This window comes from Mesorhizobium sp. M0761, from assembly GCF_040320205.1.
GTDB lineage: Bacteria > Pseudomonadota > Alphaproteobacteria > Rhizobiales > Rhizobiaceae > Mesorhizobium.
Map to the genome: position 1 here is coordinate 1 of NZ_JAMYPF010000032.1, position 25789 is coordinate 25789.

The 25789-nt window shown below is 63.2% G+C and carries 26 protein-coding genes and 2 pseudogenes; 15 read left to right on the forward strand and 13 right to left on the reverse strand.

Translation table 11 applies throughout. The features are described 5' to 3' along the window. Window positions 1-128 precede the first annotated feature (128 nt). Window positions 129-545, reverse strand: a pseudogene (locus NKI32_RS30265) (helix-turn-helix domain-containing protein); the annotation flags it as partial. A 306-nt stretch (window positions 546-851) separates the two neighbouring features. Here NKI32_RS30265 and NKI32_RS30270 point away from each other — a divergent pair. Then, entirely contained in the window at window positions 852-1058 is a 207-nt protein-coding gene (locus tag NKI32_RS30270) for a hypothetical protein (protein WP_023672099.1), read from the forward strand. Between the two features lie 95 nt (window positions 1059-1153). Here the strand turns inward: NKI32_RS30270 and NKI32_RS30275 are convergent, their stop codons facing one another. The 4 genes from NKI32_RS30275 to NKI32_RS30290 form a co-directional block, all read right to left on the reverse strand. Next, window positions 1154-1522, reverse strand: coding sequence for a helix-turn-helix domain-containing protein (locus NKI32_RS30275; RefSeq protein WP_353005002.1), 369 nt, complete (start codon window positions 1520-1522; stop codon window positions 1154-1156). Next, window positions 1522-2040: a Smr/MutS family protein gene (locus tag NKI32_RS30280; RefSeq protein WP_023710324.1), complete on the reverse strand. Its 519-nt coding sequence runs from the start codon at window positions 2038-2040 to the stop codon at window positions 1522-1524. The genes NKI32_RS30275 and NKI32_RS30280 overlap by 1 nt, the downstream gene beginning before the upstream one ends. Next, window positions 2037-3137 carry a murein transglycosylase A gene (mltA, locus tag NKI32_RS30285; RefSeq protein WP_353005038.1) on the reverse strand — a complete coding sequence of 367 codons (1101 nt, stop codon included), beginning with the start codon at window positions 3135-3137 and terminating at the stop codon, window positions 2037-2039. Before mltA ends, NKI32_RS30280 begins: the two co-directional genes overlap by 4 nt. A 79-nt stretch (window positions 3138-3216) precedes the next feature. Then, complete coding sequence (locus tag NKI32_RS30290; RefSeq protein ID WP_023672103.1) at window positions 3217-3921, reverse strand: Tim44/TimA family putative adaptor protein; 705 nt, start codon at window positions 3919-3921, stop codon at window positions 3217-3219. Between the two features lie 196 nt (window positions 3922-4117). On the opposite strand from NKI32_RS30290, the gene NKI32_RS30295 reads away from it, so the two are divergent. Then, window positions 4118-4618, forward strand: a complete 501-nt coding sequence (locus NKI32_RS30295; protein ID WP_023742015.1) for an FxsA family protein — start codon at window positions 4118-4120, stop codon at window positions 4616-4618. Window positions 4619-4756: 138 nt separating this feature from the next. Beyond that, a complete protein-coding gene (gene secB, locus NKI32_RS30300; RefSeq protein WP_023672105.1) occupies window positions 4757-5257 on the forward strand; it encodes a protein-export chaperone SecB in 501 nt (166 codons plus the stop codon). Between the two features lie 263 nt (window positions 5258-5520). Here secB and dnaQ read toward each other — a convergent pair whose 3' ends face one another. The 5 genes from dnaQ to NKI32_RS30325 form a co-directional block, all read right to left on the reverse strand. Continuing rightward, a complete protein-coding gene (dnaQ, locus tag NKI32_RS30305; protein WP_352710471.1) occupies window positions 5521-6225 on the reverse strand; it encodes a DNA polymerase III subunit epsilon in 705 nt (234 codons plus the stop codon). 124 nt (window positions 6226-6349) lie between these two features. Continuing rightward, on the reverse strand, window positions 6350-6934 hold the full coding sequence (gene coaE / locus NKI32_RS30310) for a dephospho-CoA kinase (protein WP_353005040.1): 585 nt from the start codon (window positions 6932-6934) through the stop codon (window positions 6350-6352). A gap of 27 nt (window positions 6935-6961) precedes the next feature. Beyond that, window positions 6962-7789: a shikimate dehydrogenase gene (locus NKI32_RS30315; protein WP_353005005.1), complete on the reverse strand. Its 828-nt coding sequence runs from the start codon at window positions 7787-7789 to the stop codon at window positions 6962-6964. After that, window positions 7782-8381, reverse strand: coding sequence for a Maf-like protein (locus NKI32_RS30320; RefSeq protein ID WP_023685039.1), 600 nt, complete (start codon window positions 8379-8381; stop codon window positions 7782-7784). The genes NKI32_RS30315 and NKI32_RS30320 overlap by 8 nt, the downstream gene beginning before the upstream one ends. Window positions 8382-8439: 58 nt before the next feature. Next, window positions 8440-9261 (reverse strand): pyruvate, water dikinase regulatory protein, encoded by an 822-nt coding sequence (locus NKI32_RS30325; protein WP_023672110.1) that lies wholly within the window; start codon window positions 9259-9261, stop codon window positions 8440-8442. Between the two features lie 399 nt (window positions 9262-9660). On the opposite strand from NKI32_RS30325, the gene hemE reads away from it, so the two are divergent. The 4 genes from hemE (at window position 9661) to yddG (ending at window position 13760) form a co-directional block, all read left to right on the forward strand. Further along, on the forward strand, window positions 9661-10692 hold the full coding sequence (hemE, locus tag NKI32_RS30330) for a uroporphyrinogen decarboxylase (protein WP_353005007.1): 1032 nt from the start codon (window positions 9661-9663) through the stop codon (window positions 10690-10692). Further along, the gene (hemJ, locus tag NKI32_RS30335) at window positions 10692-11234 is read left to right on the forward strand and encodes a protoporphyrinogen oxidase HemJ (protein ID WP_353005009.1); all 543 of its coding nucleotides are present in this window, start codon (window positions 10692-10694) and stop codon (window positions 11232-11234) included. The genes hemE and hemJ overlap by 1 nt, the downstream gene beginning before the upstream one ends. A 163-nt stretch (window positions 11235-11397) precedes the next feature. Then, a complete protein-coding gene (gene rho, locus NKI32_RS30340) occupies window positions 11398-12663 on the forward strand; it encodes a transcription termination factor Rho (RefSeq protein ID WP_023672113.1) in 1266 nt (421 codons plus the stop codon). Window positions 12664-12833: 170 nt separating this feature from the next. Beyond that, window positions 12834-13760 carry an aromatic amino acid exporter YddG gene (gene yddG, locus NKI32_RS30345; protein WP_353005011.1) on the forward strand — a complete coding sequence of 309 codons (927 nt, stop codon included), beginning with the start codon at window positions 12834-12836 and terminating at the stop codon, window positions 13758-13760. Window positions 13761-14071: 311 nt separating this feature from the next. On the opposite strand, the pseudogene NKI32_RS31655 reads toward yddG, so the two are convergent. Next, window positions 14072-14181 (reverse strand): annotated as a pseudogene (locus NKI32_RS31655) (DUF255 domain-containing protein); the annotation flags it as partial. A 51-nt stretch (window positions 14182-14232) separates the two neighbouring features. Between NKI32_RS31655 and mnmE the strand changes: the two are divergent. Continuing rightward, window positions 14233-15555, forward strand: a complete 1323-nt coding sequence (gene mnmE / locus NKI32_RS30355) for a tRNA uridine-5-carboxymethylaminomethyl(34) synthesis GTPase MnmE (RefSeq protein WP_353005013.1) — start codon at window positions 14233-14235, stop codon at window positions 15553-15555. Between the two features lie 129 nt (window positions 15556-15684). On the opposite strand, the gene NKI32_RS30360 is transcribed toward mnmE, so the two are convergent. Further along, a complete protein-coding gene (locus tag NKI32_RS30360) occupies window positions 15685-15894 on the reverse strand; it encodes a hypothetical protein (RefSeq protein ID WP_353005015.1) in 210 nt (69 codons plus the stop codon). A gap of 91 nt (window positions 15895-15985) precedes the next feature. On the opposite strand from NKI32_RS30360, the gene mnmG reads away from it, so the two are divergent. The 4 genes from mnmG (at window position 15986) to NKI32_RS30380 (ending at window position 20304) form a co-directional block, all read left to right on the forward strand. After that, the gene (gene mnmG, locus NKI32_RS30365; RefSeq protein ID WP_353005017.1) at window positions 15986-17860 is read left to right on the forward strand and encodes a tRNA uridine-5-carboxymethylaminomethyl(34) synthesis enzyme MnmG; all 1875 of its coding nucleotides are present in this window, start codon (window positions 15986-15988) and stop codon (window positions 17858-17860) included. Further along, a complete protein-coding gene (rsmG, locus tag NKI32_RS30370; RefSeq protein WP_353005019.1) occupies window positions 17857-18489 on the forward strand; it encodes a 16S rRNA (guanine(527)-N(7))-methyltransferase RsmG in 633 nt (210 codons plus the stop codon). The genes mnmG and rsmG overlap by 4 nt, the downstream gene beginning before the upstream one ends. 65 nt (window positions 18490-18554) lie before the next feature. Then, on the forward strand, window positions 18555-19352 hold the full coding sequence (locus tag NKI32_RS30375) for a ParA family protein (protein WP_023672118.1): 798 nt from the start codon (window positions 18555-18557) through the stop codon (window positions 19350-19352). A gap of 61 nt (window positions 19353-19413) precedes the next feature. Beyond that, entirely contained in the window at window positions 19414-20304 is an 891-nt protein-coding gene (locus tag NKI32_RS30380; protein WP_353005021.1) for a ParB/RepB/Spo0J family partition protein, read from the forward strand. Window positions 20305-20576: 272 nt separating this feature from the next. On the opposite strand, the gene holA is transcribed toward NKI32_RS30380, so the two are convergent. Beyond that, window positions 20577-21620 (reverse strand): DNA polymerase III subunit delta, encoded by a 1044-nt coding sequence (gene holA, locus NKI32_RS30385; protein ID WP_352653353.1) that lies wholly within the window; start codon window positions 21618-21620, stop codon window positions 20577-20579. A 510-nt stretch (window positions 21621-22130) separates the two neighbouring features. Between holA and NKI32_RS30390 the strand changes: the two genes are divergently transcribed. Genes NKI32_RS30390 through NKI32_RS30400 form a run of 3 tightly spaced genes read left to right on the forward strand, consistent with a single transcriptional unit; the run spans window position 22131 to window position 25785 of the window. Then, entirely contained in the window at window positions 22131-23363 is a 1233-nt protein-coding gene (locus NKI32_RS30390) for a 3-methyl-2-oxobutanoate dehydrogenase (2-methylpropanoyl-transferring) subunit alpha (protein ID WP_353005023.1), read from the forward strand. Between the two features lie 2 nt (window positions 23364-23365). Continuing rightward, complete coding sequence (locus NKI32_RS30395) at window positions 23366-24379, forward strand: alpha-ketoacid dehydrogenase subunit beta (protein ID WP_353005025.1); 1014 nt, start codon at window positions 23366-23368, stop codon at window positions 24377-24379. A 2-nt stretch (window positions 24380-24381) separates the two neighbouring features. Continuing rightward, window positions 24382-25785 (forward strand): dihydrolipoamide acetyltransferase family protein, encoded by a 1404-nt coding sequence (locus NKI32_RS30400; protein WP_023698106.1) that lies wholly within the window; start codon window positions 24382-24384, stop codon window positions 25783-25785. Window positions 25786-25789 lie beyond the last annotated feature (4 nt).

Below are 25789 nucleotides of genomic sequence, written 5' to 3' on the forward strand. Positions count from 1 at the left end.
TGGAGGCCAACCGCTATATCAACATGGATGATCTGCGCGAGCACAAGAAGCTCGCTCTGCGCCAAGCCGCATGACCAGCATCATGGCTGCCCCTTTTTGCAGAACTTGACGCACACAACCTCCAGCGGCTGTGGCCATGGTCCATTGCCGCAGGCCCGTAGGCGGGGTCGCTTGCGGGCGCGGACAAGCCCATGCCGCGCAAGGATCGCACCGACCGTCGAGGCTGAAGGCCACATGAACTCGGGAGCCGTGCGCCTGAGCCGCGCCACGATCTTCTTTGGCCCCCAGAGCGGATGCAGCTCCTTGGCCGCCACAATCCGCTCAACCAGATCCTGAGCTGTCGCACGGCCATGATTGAGCGGTGCTCGCGGCAGGTCGTGCAAACCCTCAGGCCCAAACGTCCGATAGCGTCCTAGCCATTTGTAGCCGTTCTTGCGTGAGATCCCGTAGGCCGCACAAAGCGCAACCATCGTCTCATCCCCAGAAAGACACTCCACAACAAACCGTAGCCGCTCGTCCATGATGCCAGTCTCTCGCCAAACCATCGCCGGTCCTCCGGCGGACAAGAAAACTGTCACCCATGCTATCGGTCCATTCTGGTACCTATCTATCCGGTTCGGACACCGGGCATTTCTCCCCGTATAGTGACGGAGAGAAAGATGCTGCCATCGGTGATTTCGCCAATCGTCAACGTTGCAAAATAGTCGCCGGCAGGCGGATGAGGGCAGCGCTGCCCTCGAAATCTTATCTCTCGAAACGCCTCCTCAAAAAATTTCGCTACCTGCGTGAACCAAACCGTCTCCAGCGGCGACACACAGCCGTAAACAGAAACCCAACCATGGAGACTTCAAATGACTGCTTTCCTGCGTAATGCTTTCCTCGCCGCCATCGCGGTATCGTCCCTGGCCGGATCCGCTATGGCCGACCAGACCGGCTGCGCCAAGAACAACCAGTGGGGCAATCGCTGTTGCGATCTCACCTCGGACTGCCTGGGTGGCGGTCGCGGCGGCGATCATGACAGCACTGGCGGCCGTGGCGGCCAGGCCGGCGCGAAGTAATCTCGCTATATGCCCGCTGGCTAACGGCCGGCGGGCATCGCCTTCAGGATGAAATGCCGGCGCTATTGATGAGCATTCGTGGCCTTGGCGCCGCCCTACTTACGCCGCTCCAGTGCGGCCCGGATCGACGCGGTGATGCGGGCAAGCTCGGCTTCGTCCAGCTTCTCGATGTTTTCGGCCAGGAGATTGGCCAACTCGGTGGCGGCAGGACTGAGGCCGGACGTATCGAGTCTCACCCGCGGATGTGAGGCCTCGGCCAGACGCGCCAGCTCTTCGGCATCGTCCCAGATGACGTTGAAATAGCCGATGATCTTCTGGATCAGCGTCCAGGTCGGCGCGCCGCGGCGGCCATGTTCCAGCGCCGACAAATAGGCGGCGCTGACTCCGATCGCCTGCGCCATGTCCTTCTGGCGCAAGCCGCGCTCGGCTCGAAGCGCCCGCAGTTTTTCGCCGAAGGGCGTCATCAGCGGGTTCGCCTGAGCCGAACGTAGAGCGCGCCCGAACCGCCGTGGTTGCGGGCGGCGTGATCGTGGCTGGAGACCAGCGGCCGGAAGGCAGGCGTCGACAGCCAGGCAGGCACGGCGCGCCGCAAGACGCCGTCGCCGCCCGACGACGACCCTTTTCCCGTAATGACGAGGACATAGCGGATGCCGCCGGCATGGGCCCGGTGCAGGAACGAAAACAGCAGCGAATAGGCCTCGTCCTGGGTCATGCCATGCAGATCGACGCGGCCTTCGATCGGCAGCCGGCCCTTCTTCAGCTTGTCCAATGTTGGCTCGTCCAGCGCGTGCGATACATGCTGCGCCTTCGGCTTGGCGGCGAGGACCGGACCGACAGCGACCGGCGTCTGTGCCGGCCTAGGGTCTACGACGATGTCGGGAATCTCGACCGCGGTCCGGCCCTTCAGCGGTCGGGCGGTGCGCGCCACCAGGTTCCACAGCACCCGATCGTCTTCGTTGAGTTTATCGGGGCGCTTGCTCATCGATTCGATTCCGAAACGAGAGCGCGTGGAACCAAGGCATAGAAATCGGCCGCATTGCGAACGACGCCGGCGATCTCGCCGGCCGCATCGCCGGAGCCGGCGAACAGATCGCCCCGCGCCGGTCCGATGATGGCCGAGCCGGTGTCCTGCGCAATCATCAGCCGCCGGAACGGTTTTCCGTCGAAGGCGGTCAGCGACGGAGCGTCGATGTAGAAGGGGGTACCGAATGTGTGCAGCAGCCGGTCGACCGCGAGCGAACGGCCCGGCGTCAACGGCACCTTGGCGGCGCCGATAGGACCGAGTGCGGCATCGTCGACATCGGCTTCGCGAAAGAAGATGTAGGAGCGGTTCTGCCAGAGGATCTCGTCGACGCGATCCGGATGCGCCCTGAACCAGGCGCGGATAGACTGCATCGTCACTTTTTCCAGTGGGATTTCGCCGAGTTCGGCGAGAATCTTCCCCGGACCGCTGAAACGCTGGCCGGATTTGGCGGCATAGGTGACGCGGCAAAGCCGGCCGTCCGTCATTTTCAGCCTGGCCGCACCTTGCACATGGATGAAGAAGACGTCGACCTTGTCGGCAAGCCAGGCGATTTCCAGGCCTTGGCCGGCCAGCGCGCCGCGCTCGATCTCACCGCGGTCGAAATATTCAACCGGGCCCTGCGGCGTGCTGCGGGCGAAGGCCAGATAGTCGTCCATGCCCTTGGGACGGTTGGCGTCGTCGATGTCGACGAGATCGGCCGGCCGCGCCAGAAGCGGCACCGTGAATTCATCCGTGCGCACTGGTGAGGCCTCGGCCTCGGGCTCGTAGAAGCCGGTGACCAGGCCGAGGTTTTCGGATCGAATCTGGACTGGGGCGAAATGGCGCTCGAAAAAACCCTTGGCCGCCGACCGATTCGCCGGCGAAACGGTGCGCGCCTCGTCATAAGCGCCGGCAAACGCGTCGAACCGGACGCCCAACGAACCGGTGCGGTAGGGCTTGTTCAGGACATGAAAGGCCGAACGGCGGAAGGCTTCGAAAGCGGGCAGATGGTCATCGGAATTCCAACCGGGAAGATCATCGAAGGACTTTTCCACGAAAAGCGGCGAGAGCGACACCTCAGCCTCGCCACTGCCGATGTTTGCCTGCATGTCGCTATCCCAAAAAAGCTGCCCGCACCGGGCGACATGCATAGGCTCAGTCTTCTTCCTCGGTGGCGACCAGCTTCCAGTTCGGATCGCGCGAGCGTGTGTCGCGGGCGAAGGTCCAGACATCCTTGACCTCGGCCACCGTCTCGGGATCGCCGTCGATGACGGCACCCGCCTTGTCGCGGGTCGCCGAAATCAGTTCGCTCACGATGCGCAGCGTGATGTGGGCCTCGCCGCCCTTCATCTCGGCCGAGACGATGTCGGCCTTGTCGATGCCGACGAAGGAGGACTGGATCTTTTCGGCTTTCGCCTCGCGGTCGCCAATCGCGGCAACGAAGCCGTCAAAAACCTCGCGCGACAACAGGTTCTTCAGCGTTTTTCGGTCGCCATCGGCATAGGCCATGACGATCATCTCATAAGCCATCTTGGCGCCGTCGACGAAGACTTTGGGGTCGAAGGAGGGATCATTGTCCTTGATCGCGCGCAGGCCCTTGTTGAGGTCGGTGTCGGGCTTGGCGAAGGCATCGATGGCCGCATAGGTCTCGGCAGCCGTCTCGCCCGGCATGCGCTTGCGTGGCAGCGAAACCACATTTTCGGGCTTCTGGGTCGCGTCCTTCTCGGTGCGGCTGGCCGTGTACGGATCGAAGGGCGGGCGCTCGCTGCCCGTGCGGCGGCCAAGCACGTTGCGCAGCTGGAAAAAGATCACCACCGCCGCAATCAGAAAGAAAATGGTGCCGAAGTCGAAGAATCCCATATCTTTCGCCAATCAATCCCTGACCTGGCCGGGACCGCCAGCCAATCGGGCGGCGGTCGCATGGCGTTAAACATGCAAAGCATATAGAACGCATGGCGCAATCATTCAAATCAAAGGCAGGCATACCTATCTAACGGCCTCAGTGCCAGCGGCGATTATGCGCCGCCCGGCAAACATGGAAACGATCGGTCAAGACTTGCGCATTTCCTTCCTTCCTCTGTTCCTGCTTGCGCTGCCGCTGCTGGAAATCGCCGGTTTCGTCATTGTCGGCCGCGAGGTCGGGGCGCTGGCGACGGTCGGTCTGGTGCTGGCTTCAAGCATTGCCGGCGTGCTTCTGCTCCGGCACCAGGGTTTTGGTGTCATGGCGCGGGTCCGTGCCGAGATGGCCGGCGGCGGCGACCCCAGCCGCCAGCTCGCGCATGGCGCCATGATCGTGGTCGCCGCGATCCTGTTGATCATCCCCGGCTTCATTACCGATATTATCGGCCTGCTGCTGTTCCTGCCGCCGGTGCGCGACCTTGCCTGGCGCAGGCTCAAGGGCCGCATCGTCGTCGCGACCGATTTCACCGCCGGCGGTTTTCGCGGCAGGTCGCGTGACAAGGTCATCGACCTCGACGACCGCGACTATTCGCGCGAGGACGATTTCAAGCGCGGTCCCGACCATAACTCGCCGTGGCGCCGCCTGAAGGACGACTGAACGTCACCTTGCCAACGACTGACTATCGACCCCTTCGGCCTGAAGGCGGCAAACCTTGTCTTGTCATGCCGACCATGCTAGCCAACGCCCGATTTCAATTCGGTCAGCGCTGCTGTCCAGGCAAAAGGAACAAGGCTCATGGCCAGCAAAGATGACGCGCCGGTCGGCGCCGCCAACGGCAACGGCGAAACGGCGCAGCCGTCGCTCAACGTGCTTGCCCAGTATGTGAAGGACCTGTCCTTCGAAAGCCCCGGCGCGCCGAACTCGCTGCGCGGCCGCGACAAGGCTCCCGGCATTGCGATCAACGTCAATGTCAATGCCAACCCGCTCTCCGACAAGCAGTTCGACGTCAATCTGACCTTGAACGCCAAGGCGTCCTTCGACCAGGAAGTGCTGTTCAATGTCGAACTGGTCTATGGCGGCGTCTTCGCCATCGCCGGCTTCCCGCAGGAGCACATGCTGCCGATCCTGTTCATCGAATGCCCGCGGCTCTTGTTCCCGTTCGCCCGCCAGATCATCGCCGAAGCCACCCGCAATGGCGGCTTCCCGCCGTTGATGCTCGACCCGATCGATTTTGCCCAGATGTTCCAGCAGAAGCTGGCCGAGGACCAGGCGGCATCGAAGGTCAAGGTTAGCTGAAGGCTCGCGTCGCGCGCATGAGTTGAAAGCCCGGCTTCGTGCCGGGCTTTTTGTCTACTGAGATGCTGGCGGGACAGCACCCCCCTCTGCCTTGCCAGGCATCTCCCCCTGAAGGGGGGAGATTGGCCGTCATCGCGACCTTCGCCAAATTTAGACGTTGCAAGAATGGGCTGGAGCGGCGAAGCTGCCAATCTCCCTCCTTGCGGGGGAGATGGCCGGCAGGCCAGAGAGGGGTGTGACGGAACGCTACCTCCGCGATCCGTTCACCCCGCCGCCACCTTCAGCCACAGCGCCTTTTCACCGAGCGTCGCCACCAGCCCCGCATGCGCCGCTCGCTCGCCCTCGGTCAGGCGCGGCGGCAGGGCAATTGGCCTGGCGGCGATCGAGATGTCGATATCGGCAACGTCGCCATTGCTGTTGAGCTGCACCACGACGGCGTCGAGGACAAGTGCGGCCTGCTTGCCGCCGATGAGTTCGATGTAGACTTCGGCCAGGAGCTCGGAATCGAGCAGCGCGCCGTGCTTGGTGCGGTGGCCGTTGTCGATGCCGTAGCGGCGGCAGAGCGCGTCGAGCGAATTGGGTCCCATAGGGTGCTTGCGCCGCGCCAGCGCCAGCGTGTCAACGACGCGCCCGGTGTCTATGGCCGGCTGGCCGAGCCGCCCGAATTCCGTGTTGAGGAAGCCGATGTCGAAATTGGCGTTGTGGGCGACGAGCTTGGCGCCGTCGGTGAAGGCGAGCCATTCCTCGGCGATTTCGGCAAAGGTCGGCTTGCCGACGAGGTCGGCGGCGCTGATGCCGTGCACGGTTTGCGCCTCGACATGGACGGCGCGCCCCTGCGGATTGATGAATTTGTGGAAGGTGCGGCCTGTCGGGAAGCGGTTGACCAGCTCGACGCCACCAAGCTCGATGATGCGGTCGTCGCGCATGTCGAGTCCGGTGGTTTCGGTATCGAAAATGATCTCACGCATAGAATCAACCCACTCCTGGAGGAGTAGAATCATGGAGCGGAACAAAATGGCAATGGGTAATGCGACAGCCTGCCGTCAGGAGCCTGATGGGCGCGACTTATCCCCCAGGAGTTAGCAGGCAAGCTCAGCGTCCTGAGAGCTCGGCAATGATCGCGCCGACCGCGGCGCGGGCGGCGTCCATGCCTTCACCGGTGTCGATGACGAAATCGGCCTGCCGGCGTTTTTCGGCATCGGGCACCTGCTTGGCCAGGATGGCCGCCAGCTTTTCCTCGCTCATGTCAGGACGCGCCAGCACACGGGCGCGCTGGATATCGGCCGGCGCGGTGACGACGACGACCTTGTCGACACGGTTGCGGCCGCCGGTTTCGAACAGCAGCGGTATGTCGAGCACGACGAGCGGCGCGGCGGCGGCGCGGTGCCTTGCCAGAAAGGCGTCGGCATCGGCCCGCACCAGCGGATGAACGATCGCCTCCAATGTCTTCAGCGCGGCGGCGTTGCCGATCACCCGTGCACCCAGTTTTGTACGGTCGACCACGCCGGACACGGTTGTGCCGGGAAAGGCCGCTTCGACGAGAGGTGCCGCCTTGCCGGCATAGAGGCGATGCACGGTCTCGTCGGAATCATGCACCGGCACGCCGGCGTCGACGAACATCTTCGCCGTCGTCGACTTGCCCATGCCGATCGATCCGGTGAGGCCAAGCACGGTCATCATTTGGCGCCCATCATTTGCAACCCATCATTTGGCGAGGATGTCGGCGACGATCATCTGCCGCAGTTCGGCAGTGACCTCCGGCCTCTTGCCGAACCAGCGTTCGAATCCGGGCACAGCCTGGTGCAACAGCATGCCGAGCCCGTCGACCGTCTTCAAATTTCTCGCGCGGGCAGCGGCAAGCAGCGGTGTTTCCAGCGGCACATAGACGATGTCGGCGACGATGGCGTGAGCTGGCAGGCCGGCCGGATCGGCGGCCAGCGTCGCATCGCCATGCATGCCGAGCGCCGTGGTGTTGATCAGCAAGCCGGCATCGCCAAGCAAGTCGCCGACCGCGCCATGCGCCGAGACGCCGGCGCCGAAGCGGTCGACGAGTTCCTGCGCCCGCGCCAATGTGCGGTTTACGATGCGGATATCGTTGATGCCGCGCACTTTAAGCGCGTGGATGACCGCGCGCGACGCGCCGCCGGCGCCGAGCACCACGGCCGGAGCCTTTCTCTCCCAGCCCGGGGCATGCTCGTCGAGATTGCCGGCAAAGCCGATCCAGTCCGAATTGCCGCCCCACAGCACGCCGTCGTCCAGCCACAGCATGTTGACCGCGCCGATCATCTCCGCCGCCTCGTCGCGGCGCTCGACCCGGGCGAAGGCGACTTCCTTGTGTGGAATGGTGACATTGCCGCCCTGATAGCCATTGGCCTGGAGGGAAGAGAGGAACTCGGGAAAATCGGCCGGCGCGACATCGATCGCATGATAGCTGCCGTCGATGCCGTATGTGTTCAGCCAATAGCCGTGGATCTTCGGCGAGCGCGAATGCGCGATCGGATGGCCGGTGACGAAAGCTTTTTTCTCAACCATCGATGGCTCCGAGCGCACGCAATTCCGCCAGCACCGGTAACAGCGGCAGGCCGACAATGGTGAAATAATCGCCTTCGATCTTTTCGAACAGCTGGATGCCTTCGCCCTCGATCTGGTAGGCGCCGACGCTCGACAACGCCTTGGCGCCGACGCGGGCCAGGTGCCGGCCGACGAAGGCCGGATCGAGCTTGCGCATGGTAAGGCTGGCGATGCCGACATGGCGCCACAGCACCTTGCCGTTGCGGCAGAGCACGGCGGCGCTGTTCAGCTGATGCGTCTTGCCCGACAGCGCCAACAGATGACGGCGGGCGCCTTCCATGTCGGCCGGCTTGTGGAACACTTCATCTCCCAGTGACAAAGTCTGGTCGCAGCCGAGCACCAGGGCGCCCGGTCTGCGTTCGCTGACCTCGGTCGCCTTGGCTTCGGCGAGTATCAGGGCGACATCTTCCGGCGACACACCGCTGTCCTGCAACGGCGCCTCGAGCGCACGCTCGTCGACATCGGCAGGCACCGCTTCGATGCCGAGCCCGGCATTGATGAGCATTGCTTTGCGGAACGGGCTGCCGGAGGCAAGGATGATTTTTTCGGTCATGGGTTCTGGGCCTGGTCGATAGTGGTTGATTGGGGCAGGAGGTCGCGTTGCCATCCCATCATCTATTCTTCCCCCGCAGGGCAACAATGGCTGCCGCGGTCTCTTCGATCGAACGGCGGCTGACGTCTATCATCGGCCAATTGTGGCGGGTGCAGATCTGGCGGGCATAGGCGAGCTCTTCGGCGATCGAGGCACGGTCGACATAATCGGTCGCTTCGTAGGTGCTGCTGTTGCCGAGCACGCGGTTCTGCCGGACATGCGAGATGCGTTCGGCGGTGGCGATCAGCCCGACGATCAGCGGCTTGGTGGCAGCGACCAGGCTTTCGGGCACCGGCACGCCGAGCACGATCGGGATGTTGGCGGTCTTGATGCCGCGGTTGGCGAGATAGATGCTGGTCGGCGTCTTCGATGTCCTGGAAATGCCGATCAGCACCACATCGGCGTCGTCCATGTTGAGCGGCAGCTGGCCGTCATCATGCTCCATGGTGAAATTGAGTGCGTCGATACGGTGGAAATAATCGGCGTCGAGCACATGCTGGGCGCCGACGCGGCGGCCGGCCGGCGTGCCGAGATAGGACTGGAAGACGGTGAGGACCGGCTCCAGCACCGAAACACAGGGCAGCCCCATGGTGGCGCAGCGCTCGTCAATGCCGCGCGCCAGCTTCTGGTCGACGACGGTGTAGAGGATGATGCCGGGTTCCTCCTCTATGTCCTCGAAGACTTTCGCCACCTGCTTTTCGGTGCGGATGAGCGGATAGATATGCTCGATGGCGCGCGCATCCTTGTATTGCGCCGAGGCGGCTCGGCCGGCCGCCAGCAGCGTCTCGCCGGTGGCGTCGGAAATCAGGTGCAGATGAAAGAAGCTCTGGGGTTTGTTCACAGGGGCGCCTCAGGCTGTGGGCTTGTGTGGATAAACCGGGGCCGCAAAGGCGACCGGCTGGAGGCGACTGTATCAGAAGGCCAGTTGTCCACAATTCGATGCGCTGTCAGCTTCACTGTGCGGCTGGGGACAAATCTGGGGACGGGCGTTTCTGCCAGCGCTTCATCCACAGAGGCGGTTTTTCAGCGGCTACGCCAAACCATTGACTCCAGTGATGGAATCCTGGTCATCCACACTCTTTGCCAATCCGGCGGAAGAAACACGCGACAAAATGCTGGCTGGCCTTTTCCAGGGCAAAGCGGGACAGGTGACAACCACCGATACCAACAGACTCTTAGAATCAGAAGATTCTAGAAATAGACTATTTAATTTTAGAGAAGGCAGGGAAGAGAGCGCTCAATGCCCGAGAACCGCATCGTGCTGGACGTGCTGAGAGGCGAGGCAGTGTTTCCGCCGCCGCTCTGGATGATGCGCCAGGCCGGGCGCTATCTGCCGGAGTACCGCGAGACCAGAAAGCGCGCCGGGTCCTTTCTCGATCTTTGCTACAATCCTGATCTGGCCGTCGAGGTGACGCTGCAGCCGATCGAGCGCTTCGGCTTCGATGCCTCGATCCTGTTCTCGGACATTCTGGTCGTGCCGCATGCGCTTGGGCGCGATGTCCGCTTCGAGGAGGGCCGCGGGCCGCTGCTGACGCCAATCACTGCAGCTCAGATTTCGGCTCTCAACGGCGAAACGTTTCACGTGAATCTCGAACCCGTCTACGAGACGGTTCGCCGGCTGCGTGCAAGATTGCCTGACGAGACCACGCTGATCGGCTTCTGCGGCGCGCCGTGGACGGTGGCGACCTACATGATCGCCGGCCACGGCACACCCGATCAGGCGCCGGCGCGGCTGTTTGCCTATCGCGAACCGACGGCCTTCAAGCATCTCCTGAAAGTGCTCGCCGATCACTCCGCGGCCTATTTGATCCGCCAGATCGAAGCCGGTGCCGACGTGGTGCAGATTTTCGATTCGTGGTCCGGCGTGCTCGACGACGCGTCTTTCGAGCAGTTCTGCGTGCAGCCGGTGGCGGAGATTGTCGGCCAGGTTCGTGCGGTTCATCGCGATGTTCCGATCATAGGCTTTCCCAAGGGCGCCGGCGCCCGCTACGAGACCTATCGTGAGAAGACCGGGGTGACGGGGCTGGGGATCGACTGGACCGTGCCCCTGTCGGCTGCGAACGAACTGCAGCATTCAGGTGCGGTCCAGGGCAATCTCGATCCCTTGCGGCTTGTGGCTGGCGGCAAAGCCCTGTCGGACGGCGTCGATGCGATCCTCAAGGCGCTGGGCGACGGACCGCTGATCTTCAATCTCGGCCATGGCATTACGCCGGAGACGCCGGTGGCGCATGTCGAGGCGATGGTGAAGCAGGTGCGGAGCGCGACACGCTGATGGCTCAATCGGATAATACGGGCGGCAACAGCACTCGTGGGGCGATGATGCGCATGACCATCGGCATCGGAGTGCTGGTTGTTCTCACCGCACTTTTGTTTTTCTTTGCGCCTGAGGGTTTCTATCCCTGGGCGAAGGCAATCCATATCCTGGCCGTCATCTCCTGGATGGCCGGCATGCTCTATCTGCCGCGATTGCTGGTCTACCACGCCGACGCAGAGAAGGGGTCCGTCCAATCGGAGACCTTCAAGGTGATGGAGCGGCGTCTGCTGCGCGGCATCATCAATCCGGCGATGATTGTCACCTGGGTGTTCGGGCTTTGGCTTGCCTGGAAAGTGTTTGGCTTTCACGGCGGCTGGCTGCACGCCAAGATGGGCTTGGTGCTGTTGCTGTCGAGCGTGCATGGCTATCTGGCCGGTGCTGTCAGGAAATTCGCCGAGGACCGCAATGAAAAACCGGCGCGGCACTGGCGAATCGTCAACGAGATCCCCACATTGCTGATGATCGCCATCGTCATCCTGGTTGTCGTCAAGCCGTTCTAGGCCCATTTCGGTCGACAAAACGCAGCTTGCTCTTTCCCCCGACCGACGATAAAAGACGGGTCTTCCTTCCCGTCATGCGCCGCCCTTGATTGCTTTCGGCCGCGCCCGGCATTTATCGCATCCAGCCGATATATTTTCCCCAAAGCAGATTCAGAGTCCGTCTATGCAAGAAATGAAACTCGCAGAGTTCAAGAACAAGAAGCCGCCAGAGCTGATCGCCTATGCCGAATCGCTCGAAGTGGAAAACGCCAGCGTCATGCGCAAGCAGGAACTGATGTTTGCCATCCTGAAGAAACTGGCCGCCCAGGACGTCGAGATCATCGGGGATGGTGTGGTCGAGTTGCTGCAGGACGGTTTCGGCTTCCTGCGCTCAGCCAACGCCAATTATCTGCCGGGTCCCGACGATATCTACATCTCGCCCTCGCAGATCCGCCGCTTCTCCTTGAAGACCGGCGATACCGTCGAAGGGCCGATCCGCAGCCCAAAAGAGGGCGAGCGCTATTTCGCCCTTCTCAAGGTCAACACGATCAATTTCGACGATCCCGAAAAGATCCGTCACAAGATCCATTTCGACAATCTGACGCCGCTCTATCCGACCAAGCGGCTGAAGATGGAGATCGACAATCCGACCGGCAAGGACATCTCGTCGCGGGTGATCGACCTGGTGGCGCCGATCGGCAAGGGACAGCGCGCGCTCATCAACGCGCAGCCGCGTACCGGTAAAACGGTGCTGATGCAGAATATCGCCCACTCGATCACGGCCAATCATCCGGAATGCTATCTGATCGTACTTCTGATCGACGAACGGCCAGAAGAAGTGACCGACATGCAGCGTTCGGTGAAGGGCGAGGTCGTGTCCTCGACCTTTGACGAACCGGCGGTGCGCCACGTCCAGGTCGCCGAAATGGTCATCGAAAAGGCCAAGCGCCTGGTCGAGCATGGCCGCGACGTCGTTATTCTGCTCGATTCGATCACCCGCCTCGGCCGTGCCTACAACACCGTTGTGCCGTCCTCCGGCAAGGTGCTGACCGGCGGTGTCGACGCCAACGCGCTGCAGCGGCCGAAGCGCTTCTTCGGCGCGGCCCGCAACATCGAGGAAGGCGGCTCGCTGACGATCATCGCCACCGCGCTGATCGACACCGGCAGCCGCATGGACGAAGTCATCTTCGAAGAGTTCAAGGGCACCGGCAACTGCGAAATCCAGCTCGACCGCAAGGTCGCCGACAAGCGCATCTACCCGGCCATGGACATCTTGAAGTCAGGCACCCGCAAGGAGGACCTGCTGGTCTCCAAGCAGGATCTGCAGAAGATCTTCGTCCTGCGCCGCATCCTGGCGCCGATGGGAACCACCGACGCGATCGAGTTCCTGATAGACAAGCTGAAGCAGACCAAGACCAACGCCGATTTCTTCGATTCAATGAACACGTAAGCAGTTTCACCGGATCATCGGTCATGCATGAAACCCCGTTCCGGGAAACCGGGACGGGGTTTTTCATTGCGGGGGCAAACAGGTCGCATTTCCGACAGGGCGTGGCCTTGGGCGGCAATTTCCATCGCCGTCGTCATGCGAGTAATCCCGTCTCGAAGATCGGAGGCCGCATGAAGAAAACAATCCCGACCCTGATCGGCTTCTCGGCCATTCTGACATGGTCGTTCCTGGCGCTGCTTTCGACGGCGGCGGGACCGATTCCGCCCTTTCAGCTGGCGGCGATGACGTTTCTGCTTGGCGGGTTGGTCGGCGCGTCGAGCTGGCTTGTCCGTCCGGCGGCGATCAAGTCGCTGCGCCAGCCGTGGCAGGTCTGGGCGCTCGGCACAGCGGGGCTGTGCATCTACCACTGCGCCTATTTCTTCGCCATCCAGTCGGCGCCGCCGGTCGAGGTCAGCCTGATCGCCTATCTCTGGCCGTTGCTGATCGTCGTCTTTGCCGCCTTCCTGCCTGGAGAAAAGCTGAGGGCCCATCACATCGCCGGCGTCGTGCTCGGCCTTGCCGGCGCCATTGTGGTGATCACCAAGGGCGGCACGATCGGACTGGCCAATGGTGTGATGAAGGGGCATGTCATAGCGCTGTTCTGCGCTTTCATCTGGGCCGGCTATTCGGTTTTATCGCGCCGCTTTGGCAAGGTGCCGACCGATGTGGTCGTCGGTTACTGCTTCATCACGGCTGCGGTCGCCTTGGTGCTGCACCTCACCCTTGAGACCACCGTCTGGCCACAGACGGCGACGCAGTGGAGCGCCATCGTCATCTTGGGCGTAATACCGCTAGGCGCCGGCTTTTACGCCTGGGACTATGGCTGCAAGCACGGGGACATCATGATCCTCGGCGCCCTCTCCTATGCCGCGCCCCTCTTCTCGGTCATCGTGCTTCTGCTGGCAGGCTTTGGTGTGTTTCACTGGTCGGTGGCTGTTGCTTGCATCCTGATCACGGTCGGAGCGGTGGTCGCAGCCAAGGATTTGCTGTTCGGGCCGCGGCCGCCATCCATTGATGTGACGCGGCTTCCTTCGGCGTTGGACGGAAACATGGGTTGAGCTACCGGCGTCGCAGCAGCGGCTCGGTTCCTACGGATCCGTCGCCACGGGCATGATAGCGGTGCATAGCCCCGGTCTGCCGTCGGCGGCCGGATGCCACTGGCCAATGTTCGATGGATTCGCATGCGTTCCGATCGGGGCGACAATATCGGCGTGACGCGGGTCGGGATTCTGATTCGCAGCCGGAACGAAGCTTGCCTGTCGGGGGCGAAGGATCCAGCTTCACGGTTCCGGGCCAGGCACAAGCGTTAACGATGCGGCCTGCGTAGGGCTTGCTGGCCCGCCCGGAACTGCTTGGCGTCGGAATTAGGACCCGCCTGCTCGCACATGGATGACAAGGCGGCTATACAGATTTGGTAATGTCCGGCCGCTCCTCGCGATCGACCTTGATATTGACGGACAGCCGGTTCATGACGGCCGCACACTGTGGGATTGTTGACCGGACAGCTAGGCGACCGGTGAGAACGGGCAAATGATTTCAGGCGATTCGATTGTTGCGCTGTCCAGCGGCCGCCTGCCTGCCGGCATCGCTGTCATCCGCATCTCCGGACCAAGAACTCGATTCGCTGTCGAAACGGTTGCCGATGGCACGGTCAAGGACCGGGTTGCGACCCTGCGCAAGCTCCGAACGGTGGACGGGTCGCTTATCGACAACGGCCTGGTGCTGTTTTTTCCGGGGCCGAACAGTTTTACCGGCGAGGATGTCGCCGAGTTCCACGTCCATGGCAGCCGCGCCGTCGCCAGCAAGATGCTGGAGATCATTGCCGGGTTTGACGGCGTGCGTCATGCGGAACCTGGTGAATTTACGCGCCGGGCTCTTCTCAACGGCAAGCTGGATCTGGTCGAGACGGAGGCGTTGGCCGATCTGGTCAACGCCGAAACCGAAGCGCAGCGGCGCTTTGCCGTGCAGAATGCCGAAGGAGTGCAAAGCGAACTCTATCTTGGCTGGCGCCGTCGGCTGATCCATGCACGGGCGATGATCGAGGCGGAAATCGACTTCGCCGACGAAGACGACGTGCCCGGTTCGGTTTCGGACACGGTTTGGTCCGATGTGCGCGCAATGGTGGGCGAGATCGGCCGGCATGTCGATGGCTTCCATGCCGCCGAGATCATCCGTGACGGGTTTGAGGTTGTCATCCTCGGTGCACCGAACGCCGGAAAATCCAGCCTTTTCAATGCGCTGGCCAGGCGTGAGGCGGCGATTGTTACCGACGAGCCCGGCACGACGCGGGACTTGCTCGAAGTGGTGCTGGATGTCCACGGAGTGCGGGTCAGGGTAACCGACACCGCGGGCCTGCGCGAGGCGCCCGGCAAGATCGAAGCGATCGGTATCGAAAAGGCGCGGGCCAAGGCGCACACGGCTGACCTGGTGCTGTTGCTGGAAGATCTGGCGGACCCGAGTGCGATCGGCAACATGCCTGTCGAGGCCCCGGCTTTGAGAATCGGCACCAAGGTCGATCTCTTGAAAGGTTCGCCGCGATTGGAGGCGTATGATGCGTTGATCTCGACGGTGGACGGCACTGGGTTGGCTGAACTCCTGGCTGAGATCGGCAGGCGCGCCGCGGCTGCTATCGGCGATACCGGTGACATCCTGCCGTCACGGTTGCGGCATGTAGAACTGCTCAATGAGACCAGGCGCTTTCTGATGTCGGCTTTGTCGGGGCAAGAGCGCGGCCAGGAGTTGCGGGCGGAGGAGCTGCGTCTTGCGGCGGACCGGCTCGGCCGGATTGTCGGCGCGGTGGATGTCGAGGACCTGCTGGACGTAATCTTTTCGGAGTTTTGCATTGGGAAGTGACTCACGTGAAACAGGGGGGCGCGCGCTGTGTGAGTGACTCACGTGAAACATAGGGCGCCGCCCAAGTGCCTTTCACGTGAAATGAGGAGTTTGGCAAAAACGGCAAGTGCCGAAGGCCGGCCCCGCCCCTCATTGTCCTCCCGGGCATTTCTCACGTGCAGTGACGGGGAGAAAGATATTGTTATCCGGGATTTCGCCAATCACCGAAGCGCGCCAGCGCTTGAGCTCCTCCTTGTTCACCGGGAGAAGATGCCGGCAGGCAGATGAGGGGCAGCGCCAGCCGAGGTAATTGTCGCCGCTTCCCTGACTCACGTGAAACACCTCTGCGGCTTTCAGCACTCCGTTCCCCGTGAACGAATCAACCTGCAATCCTTGACAGCGTCCTCTCGTGGGGACATGTGTCGGGAAATCTCTGAATCTGGAAGGGACAATGATCGTTCACTATGATGTGGTTGTGGTGGGCGGTGGTCATGCCGGGTGCGAGGCTGCGTCCGCTGCCGCGCGCGCCGGCGCCAGGACCGCGCTGGTCACGCTACGCTTCGACACGATCGGTGTCATGTCCTGCAATCCGGCGATCGGCGGCCTCGGGAAGGGCCATCTGGTGCGTGAGATCGACGCCATGGACGGGCTGATGGGCCGCATCGCCGATGCTGCCGGCATCCAATTCCGCCTGCTTAATCGCCGCAAAGGCCCTGCCGTGCGCGGGCCGCGCACGCAGGCCGACCGCAAGCTGTATCGGCTGGCCATGCAGGAAGCGATTCGGCAGCAGAACGGTCTCGACGTCGTCGAAGGCGAGGTTCTGGACTTCGACATCGTGGATGGACGGGTCGCCGCTGTGCGCCTGGCCGACGGGCGCCGGTTGGTGTGCGGCGCGGTGGTGCTGACCACCGGCACGTTTCTCCGCGGTCTTATTCACATTGGCGACAGGAAGATTGTCGCCGGGCGGATGAACGAGCAGGCGAGCCTTGGCCTGTCGGCGACGATGAGCCGCGCCGGTTTCGCGCTTGGACGGCTGAAGACCGGCACGCCGCCGCGGCTCGATGGCCGCACCATCGACTGGGCGTCGCTGGAAAGCCAGGCGGCCGACGAACATCCAGTGCCGTTCTCGCTGCTCACCGACACAATCAAGAATCCGCAAATCCATTGCGGCATCACGCGTACGACACCGGCGACGCACGAGCTGATCCGCGCCAATCTCGGCCGCTCCGCCATGTATTCCGGCTCGATAGAGGGGGTCGGACCACGCTATTGCCCGTCGATCGAAGACAAGATCGTCAAGTTCGGCGATCGAGAAGGTCATCAGATATTCCTCGAGCCGGAAGGGCTGGACGACGACACGGTCTACCCCAATGGCATTTCGACCTCCCTGCCCGAGGATGTGCAACTCGACATTCTCAAAACTATACCCGGGCTAGAGCGGGCGACCATGCTGCAGCCCGGCTACGCCATCGAATACGACCATGTCGATCCGCGCGAGTTGGAGCCGACGCTTGAGGCCAAACGTATTGCGGGGCTTTTCCTAGCCGGTCAGATCAACGGCACCACCGGTTATGAAGAAGCCGGAGCGCAGGGCCTGCTCGCCGGGCTCAACGCCGCGCGCAAGGCGGCGGCCGACGACCAAATCGTGCTCAGCCGCACCGAAGCCTACATCGGAGTGATGGTCGACGACCTCACCAGCCGCGGCATTGCCGAGCCCTACCGCATGTTCACTTCGCGGGCGGAGTTTCGCCTATCGCTGCGCGCCGACAATGCCGATGAAAGGCTTACGCCTCTGGCAAATCGGCTTGGTATCGTGTCGCCGGAGCGGACGCAGCGGTTCAATCAAGTCACACAGGATCTTGATAGGGCGCGCGAACTCGCAGTTGCGACGACGATGACGCCCAACGAAGCGGCGCGGCATGGGCTGGAGATCAACAGGGACGGCGTGCGCCGCTCCGCTTATGAATTGCTCGCTCATCCCGGCGTCGATATCGCCTGGCTGGCCCGTGTTGCGCCGGCCTTTGGCGCAATCGACGTCAAAACCGCCGAGCGGCTCGAAACGGAAGCGAAATATTCGGTTTACCTTGATCGCCAGCAGGCGGATGTCGGACAGATCCGCCGCGAGGAAAGCCGGTTGATCCCGGCGTCGGTGGATTTCGCCGATGTTCCCGGCCTGTCCAATGAGCTGAAGCAGAAGATGCTAACGCGTCAGCCGCGTTCGATCGCTGACGCGCAGCGTATGGAAGGCATGACGCCGGCGGCGCTGGCCATCATCGTCGCGCACGTCCGCAACGCCGAGTCGGCCGCCCAAAGGGCCGTTGCGTGAGCTCTGCCTCATGGGCGAGCCTGCAAGAGGCTGCGGGACCGGTTTCACGTGAAACATTCGATCGCCTGGTGGCGTTCGAACAGCTGTTCCTGAAATGGAACCGCAGCATCAATCTGGCCGCGCCGTCGACGCTGGACGATGTCTGGGGCCGCCATATTCTGGATAGCGCGCAGCTGGCGCGAATCGCACCGCAGGCCAAACGCTGGGCCGATCTCGGTTCGGGCGGCGGTTTTCCGGGCCTGGTAATGGCCTTCCTGCTGGTCGAACGCGATGGCGCGTCGATCGATCTGGTCGAGAGCAACCGCAAGAAAGCATCGTTTTTACAGGCGGTCATTGGCCAGTTCGGTTTGCCGGCACGGGTCGTCGCCCGGCGCATCGACGACAGCTATGCGCTTGTTTCCGCACCGGAAATCATCACGGCGCGGGCGCTGGCCGCGCTGCCGGCGCTGCTCGATCTGTCGGCGCCGTGGCTGACCAAGGGATCGCGGGCGCTGTTCCACAAAGGCCGGGATTACCGCTCCGAGGTGGAAGAAAGCACTCACCGCTGGGCTTTCGATCTGGTAGAACATCCGAGCATGACCGACGCCCATGGCGTCATCCTCGAAGTGACCGATCTGCGGACGGCGTAAGCTCTCCTTCGCAACCTTGGCGACGCAATGAATACCTGGCCCACATGAATACCTGGCACAGACCCATGAAAACCGGACCTCGCATCATCACCGTCGCCAACCAGAAGGGCGGCGTCGGCAAGACAACCACCGCCATCAATCTGGCCACGGCGCTGGCCGCGATCGGCGAAAAGGTGCTGATCGTCGATCTCGACCCGCAAGGCAATGCCTCGACGGGTCTCGGTATCGACCGCAAGGACCGCACCGTCTCCTCCTACGATGTGCTGACCGGCGAACTGGGCCTGGAAGAGGCGGCCATTCCAACGGCGGTGCCCGGCCTGTCGATCGTGCCGTCGACGCTCGATCTGCTCGGCATCGAGATGGAAATCGCCTCGGCGCCGGATCGCGTGCTTAAGCTGCGCAACGCGCTGCGCGCCGCCACCGAGCGCGGTGCGCCGTTCGGCTATGTGCTGATCGACTGCCCGCCCTCGCTCAACCTTTTGACGTTGAATTCAATGGCGGCAGCCGATTCTGTTCTTGTGCCGCTGCAGTGCGAGTTCTTCGCGCTGGAAGGGCTAAGCCAACTCCTGGAAACGGTGGAGCAGGTGCGCCGTTCGATCAATCCGGACTTGATCATCCAGGGCATCGTGCTGACCATGTATGACGGCCGCAACAACCTCGCCAACCAGGTGGTGCAGGACGTGCGGGCACATATGGGCGACAAGGTCTACGAGACCATCATTCCTAGGAATGTGCGAGTGTCCGAGGCGCCCTCCTATGGCAAGCCGGCGATCCTCTATGACCTGAAATGCTCCGGCAGCCAAGCCTATCTGCAATTGGCATCCGAAGTGATCCGCCGCGAGCGAAAATTGCGCGCTGCATGATTAGGCAGGGTCGATAAACAAAGCGATCCGGCACCGAAACGATCAAGAATCTGGAATTGAGATGAGCGAAGACCTTTCGAGAAAGAGACTGGGGCGTGGACTGGCGGCGCTGATCGGGGAGATCGACCGCCCGGTGGCAGCGGCCGAAAAGCCAGGCCTGAATGCCGACGGCAAGGTGCCGATCGAGTTTCTGAGCCCGAACCCGAAAAACCCGCGCCGGCATTTCGGCGACGCCGATCTGACGGATCTCGCGCAATCGATCCGCGAACATGGCGTCGTGCAGCCGGTAGTGGCGCGGCCTTCGCCGACGCAGGCCGGGCGCTACGAGATCATCGCCGGCGAGCGCCGCTGGCGGGCGGCGCAGCGCGCCGGGCTGACCGAGATCCCGATCATCGTGCGCGACGTCAACGACCGCACAGCGCTGGAACTGGCGATCATAGAAAACGTCCAGCGCACCGATCTCAACCCGGTCGAGGAGGCGCTCGGCTACCAGCAGTTGATCGACGACCACGGCTACACACAGGCCGACCTCGGCAATGTCATCGGCAAGAGCCGCAGCCACGTCGCCAACACGCTCAGGCTGTTGAAGCTGCCCGACGTAATCCGCGACATGCTGGTCGACGGCGTGCTGTCGGCCGGCCATGCCCGGACGCTGGTGACGGCGCAGGATCCCGCCGGGCTAGCCAAGCAGATCGTCGAAGAAGGGCTTTCGGTGCGCCAGGCTGAGGCGCTGGCGCAGATGCCGGCGGGCGGCACGCCGCCCAAGGCAAAACCAGCACACGGCGCATCGGGCAAGGATGCCGACACGCTGGCGCTGGAAAGGCTGATGACCAACACGATCGGCATGATCGTGACCATCGAGCACAAGGGCAGGGGCGGCGCGATCCGCGTGGACTACCGCAGTCTGGAGCAGCTCGACGAGCTATGCCGGCGGTTGAAGGATGAGCGGTAGAGGGTTGGGGTTGCGCCATATTTAGCCGGCGAATGAAGTTCTGGCTTAGGATGAAGAAAGGGCTTGGCGGTTGCCGGCTCTTCTTTTTATTGGCGATTGCCGAAGGGATCGAACTGCTGATCTCCCCCCTTGAGGGGGAGATGGCCGGCAGGCCAGAAGGGTCGTCTCCCATCAAGCGCCGACCTCGTTTGTCGTTGCGAAAGGCGCCAGCGCTCCACGCGCCGCGACCCCCTCTGTCGCCTTTGGCGACATCTCCCCCTCAAGGGGGGAGATCACCGCTGCGCCAGCCTCGCGCTCTCCACCGCAATGCCGAGCAGCGCCTGCCGCGCCAGCGCTTCCGACAAATCCGGCCTGCGCCTAGTCTGCAGCACGGCCGATTGCAGCCGGTTCAGCGCGCGGCTGAGCGCCTCGACGTTCCAGCGCTCCAGCGCCTTCTCCACCAGCTTGCGCCGCGAGAAAAACACCGGCGGACGGGCGCCGGCCACTGCCGAGGCGGCGTTGCGGCCGGCGGTGTCCATCTGGCCGCGCATGACCTGAAGCTGCTGCAGCTGCCGCATCGCCGAGGACAGTACCAGGAAAGGATGGCCGCCGGACAGGCAGTGGCGGGTGAAGGCGGTGTCGAAGTCACCGATCCTGCCCTCCAGCACAGCATCGACCGCGTCGTCGAAGGAGGCGCCGGAGACGTCGCCGGACATCGCCCTTACGTCGTCGAGGCTGATGTCCTTCTGGCCGTGGGCATAAAGCACCAGTTTTTCGATCTCACCGCGTGAGGCCAACCGGTCGCCGCCGAGATTGCGGCGCAGCGCCTGGCGTGCGTCGAGCGCCATCGACATGCCGGCCTTGCGCAACTCGTCGTCGATGACGCTGTCGATGTCGCGCGCTTCATCGGCATAGCATGGCAGCGCCATGGCGTTGTCGGCCGCCTCGACCACGGCGCGCAGCCCGACGCCTTTTTTCAGGTCGCCGGCCTCGATGAGAATGATCGCGTCGCGCGCGGGCTCCGCGGTCAGCGCCTTGACGTCGTCGGCCAGGGCCTTCTGGCCGCTGGCATTTCGCACCCACAGAAGCCGCCGGTCGGAGAACATCGGCACGGTGCGGGCTTCGTCGAGCAGCCGGCCCTGGTCGCGATCGACCTCCGCGCCATCGAGCCGGACGACTGAGAACGGATCGTCGAGCGACAGGCCGGTTTTCGCGGCAAAGGCTTTGGCCCGCTCGGCGACCAAGCCGCGGTCGGGACCGTAAAGCAGGACGATCGATATGCGCGCGTCAGGCTTCGCCAGCCACGAATCGACCTCGTATCCTTTTTTCTGCGCCATGGAGGGTGGTTAGCATGATGCGGTCGCTGAGTGAACGTTCTCCAAAGCGTTCGAGACCTTGGCGCCCTTCCTCTCCCTCCGGAGGGGGGAGAGGTGGCTCGGCGAAGCCGAGACGGAGTGGGGGAACCACCTGGCAATCGCCGCGAACGGACAAAGGAAGGGCATTATCTCAAGCGTTGCCTAGCGCCCAAGGGTCGACCCCCACTCCGTCGAGCTTCGCTCGACACCTCTCCCCCGATCGACGGGGGAGAGGAAAGCGCCAGTTCGCCGACCTTGGTGCTTCATCTCTCCCGGAAGCCGTGAAGTGACTATCTGCTGGAAATCCTGCAAAACCTTGCGCCTAATTGCGCGCCGCTCCCCAACATCGACAAGAAATTTCGCCGACATATCTGCATCTTGCGGTCGCCTGCCGGCCGTGACGCCGGATGGGTTGCGGCGCCCCATGAATTGGCGCTGTGCCGGGCGCGCGGATGTGCAAATATCACCGCAGCAAATGGGAGGACCATGGTCATGACCGATGCTGGGATGTTGCGGTTTCATGTGCCGGAGCCGGAAGTGCGGCCGGGCGGAACGCCCGACTTCTCCAACGTGCCTATCCCCAAGGCGGGCTCGGTGCCGCGACCGGACATCGATGTCGATCCGCGCACAATCCGCGACATGGCGTTTTCCATCATCCGTGTGCTCAACCGCACCGGTGAGGCGGTCGGGCCGTGGGCCGGGCTGCTCACCGACGAGGAGCTGCTCGAGGGGTTGCGCCACATGATGACGCTGCGCAGCTTCGATGCGCGCATGCAGATGGCGCAGCGCCAGGGCAAGACCTCGTTCTACATGCAGCATCTGGGCGAAGAGGCGGTGAGCTGCGCTTTCCGCAAGGCGCTGATGCCGGGCGACATGAATTTCCCGACCTATCGGCAAGCCGGCCTGCTCATAGCCGACGGCTATCCGATGGTCACGATGATGAACCAGATCTATTCCAACGAGGCCGATCCGCTCAAAGGGCGGCAATTGCCGATCATGTATTCGTCGAAGGAGCACGGCTTCTTCTCGATCTCCGGCAATCTGGCGACGCAATACATCCAGGCGGTCGGCTGGGCGATGGCTTCCGCTATCAGCAACGATTCGAAAATCGCGGCGGCGTGGATCGGCGACGGCTCGACGGCCGAATCCGATTTCCATTCCGCACTGGTGTTCGCCTCAACCTACAAGGCGCCGGTCATCCTCAACGTCGTCAACAACCAGTGGGCGATCTCGACGTTTCAAGGCATTGCGCGTGGCGGCTCCGGCACCTTTGCCGCGCGCGGCCTCGGCTTCGGTATTCCGGCGTTGCGCGTCGACGGCAACGACTATCTCGCCGTTCATGCCGTGGCCAAATGGGCCGCGGAGCGGGCGCGGCAGAACCTCGGGCCGACGCTGATCGAATATGTCACCTACCGTGCCGGCGCGCATTCGAGCTCGGACGATCCGTCGGCCTACCGGCCGAAAACCGAATCCGACGCCTGGCCGCTCGGTGATCCGGTGATGCGGCTGAAGAACCATCTGATCCTGCGCGGGGTCTGGTCGGATGAGCGCCATGCCCAGGCGGAAGCCGAAATCCTCGACACGGTGATCGCGGCGCAGAAGGAAGCTGAAGGCCACGGCACGCTACATGCCGGCGGCAAGCCGTCGACGCGCGAGATGTTCGAGGGCGTGTTTGCCGAGATGCCGCCGCATCTCAGGCGCCAGCGCCAGCAGGCGGGAGTCTGACCATGCCGAGACGGACCATGATCGAGGCGATCCGCGACGCCATGGACGTGTCGATGGCGCGCGACGAACGCGTCATCGTCTATGGCGAGGATGTCGGCTTCTTCGGGGGTGTCTTCCGCTGCACGGCAGGCCTGCAAGCGAAGTACGGCAAGACCCGCTGCTTCGATGCGCCGATCAACGAATCCGGCATTGTCGGCTCCGCCATCGGCATGGCCGCCTATGGGCTGAAGCCATGCGTGGAAATTCAGTTTGCCGACTACATGTACCCGGCTTACGACCAGCTGACGCAGGAAGCAGCACGCCTGCGCTACCGCTCGAACGGCGATTTCACCTGTCCGATCGTGGTCCGCATGCCGACCGGCGGCGGCATCTTTGGCGGCCAGACGCACAGCCAGAGCCCGGAAGCGCTGTTCACCCATGTGTCGGGGCTGAAGACGGTGGTGCCGTCCAATCCTCATGATGCCAAGGGGCTGCTGATCGCGGCGATCGAGGATCCCGATCCGGTGATTTTTCTGGAGCCGAAGCGGCTCTATAACGGACCGTTCGATGGCCATCACGACCGACCGGTGACGCCATGGTCGAAGCATGAACTGGGCGAGGTCGCCGACGGCCATTACACGGTGCCGCTCGGCAAGGCGGCGATCCGCCGGGCGGGCTCGGCCGTCACCGTGCTCGCCTACGGCACCATGGTCTATGTCGCGCAGGCGGCCGTGGAAGAAACCGGCATTGATGCCGAGATCATCGATTTGCGGACCCTGCTGCCGCTCGATCTCGACGCGATAGTCGCTTCGGTGAAGAAGACCGGACGCTGCGTCGTCGTGCACGAGGCGACACTGACCTCCGGCTTCGGCGCCGAGCTGTCGGCGCTGGTGCAGGAAAATTGTTTCTACCATCTGGAAGCGCCGGTGGCGCGCGTCACCGGTTGGGACACGCCCTACCCGCATGCGCAGGAATGGGACTATTTCCCGGGGCCGGCCCGTGTCGGCCGCGCGCTTCTCGAAACCATGGGAACCTAGGGATGGGCGAACACATCATCAAGCTGCCGGATGTCGGCGAAGGCGTCGCCGAGGCCGAACTTGTGGAGTGGCACGTCAAGGTCGGCGACCTCGTGCGCGAGGACTCGGTGCTTGCCGCCGTGATGACCGACAAGGCGACGGTGGAAATACCTTCGCCGGTCGATGGCGAGATCCTGTGGCTGGGCGCCGAGATCGGCGACACGGTGGCGATCGGCTCGCCGATCGTGCGGCTGAAAGTGGCGGGGGAGGGCAATGTCGCCGAAGGCTCGAAATCGTCAGAGGTCACGGCGGCACCGACCCCCACCCCTGCCGGGGCGAGCCACGGGTTTCGCCCGTCCTCCGGACCCCCACAAGAGGGAGGCGTCTCGGCCACGAAATCCGACGCCAAGTCGCCACCACCTGCACCAGCAGCCAAAAGCGCACGGGCAGCTGAGACAGAATCCCCCTCCCCCTTGTGGGGAGGGGCTAAGGGTGGGGGTGCTGCGCCGACATCTAAAGGTGCGGCACCCTCCGGCGCGCCGCGCCCGGAGGGCGAAAAGCCCCTGGCGTCGCCCGCCATCCGGCTCAGGGCGAAGGAGGCGGGGATCGATCTGCGCCAGGTGTCGGGTACCGGCCCTGCCGGCCGCATCAGCCACGAAGATATCGAGGCATTCCTGGCACGCGGACCGCAGGTAGCGAAGGCGTCGGGTCTGGCGCGCAATGACAGCGTCGAGGATATCAAGGTCATCGGACTGCGGCGCAAGATCGCCGAAAAAATGTCGCTGGCGAAGTCACGCATCCCGCACATCACCTATGTCGAGGAGATCGACGTCACAGCACTTGAGGAGTTGCGCGCGGCGCTCAACAAGGAAAAGCGCAAGGGTGTGGAGAGGCCGAAGCTGACGCTGCTGCCGTTCCTGATGCGGGCGATGGTCAAGGCGATTGCCGACCAGCCCAACATCAACGCGCTGTTCGACGACGAGGCCGGCATCATCCATCAGCATGGCGGCGTCCATATCGGCATTGCCGCGCAGACGCCGTCGGGCCTGGTGGTGCCGGTGGTCAAGCACGCCGAGGCGCGCGACCTCTGGGATTGCGCGGCCGAGCTCAACCGCCTGGCCGAAGCGGCGAAGTCCGGCACGGCCAGCCGCGACGAGCTGTCGGGATCGACCATCACCATCACCTCGCTCGGCGCCATGGGCGGCGTGGCGACGACGCCGGTCATCAATCATCCTGAGGTGGCGATCGTCGGCGTCAACAAGATGATGGTGCGGCCGGTCTGGGACGGCACCCAGTTCATCCCGCGCAAGATGATGAACCTGTCATCGAGCTTCGATCACCGGGTGGTCGACGGCTGGGATGCGGCGGTGTTTGTGCAGCGGATCAAGGCGCTGATTGAGACGCCGGCGCTGATATTTGTGGATTGAGGGG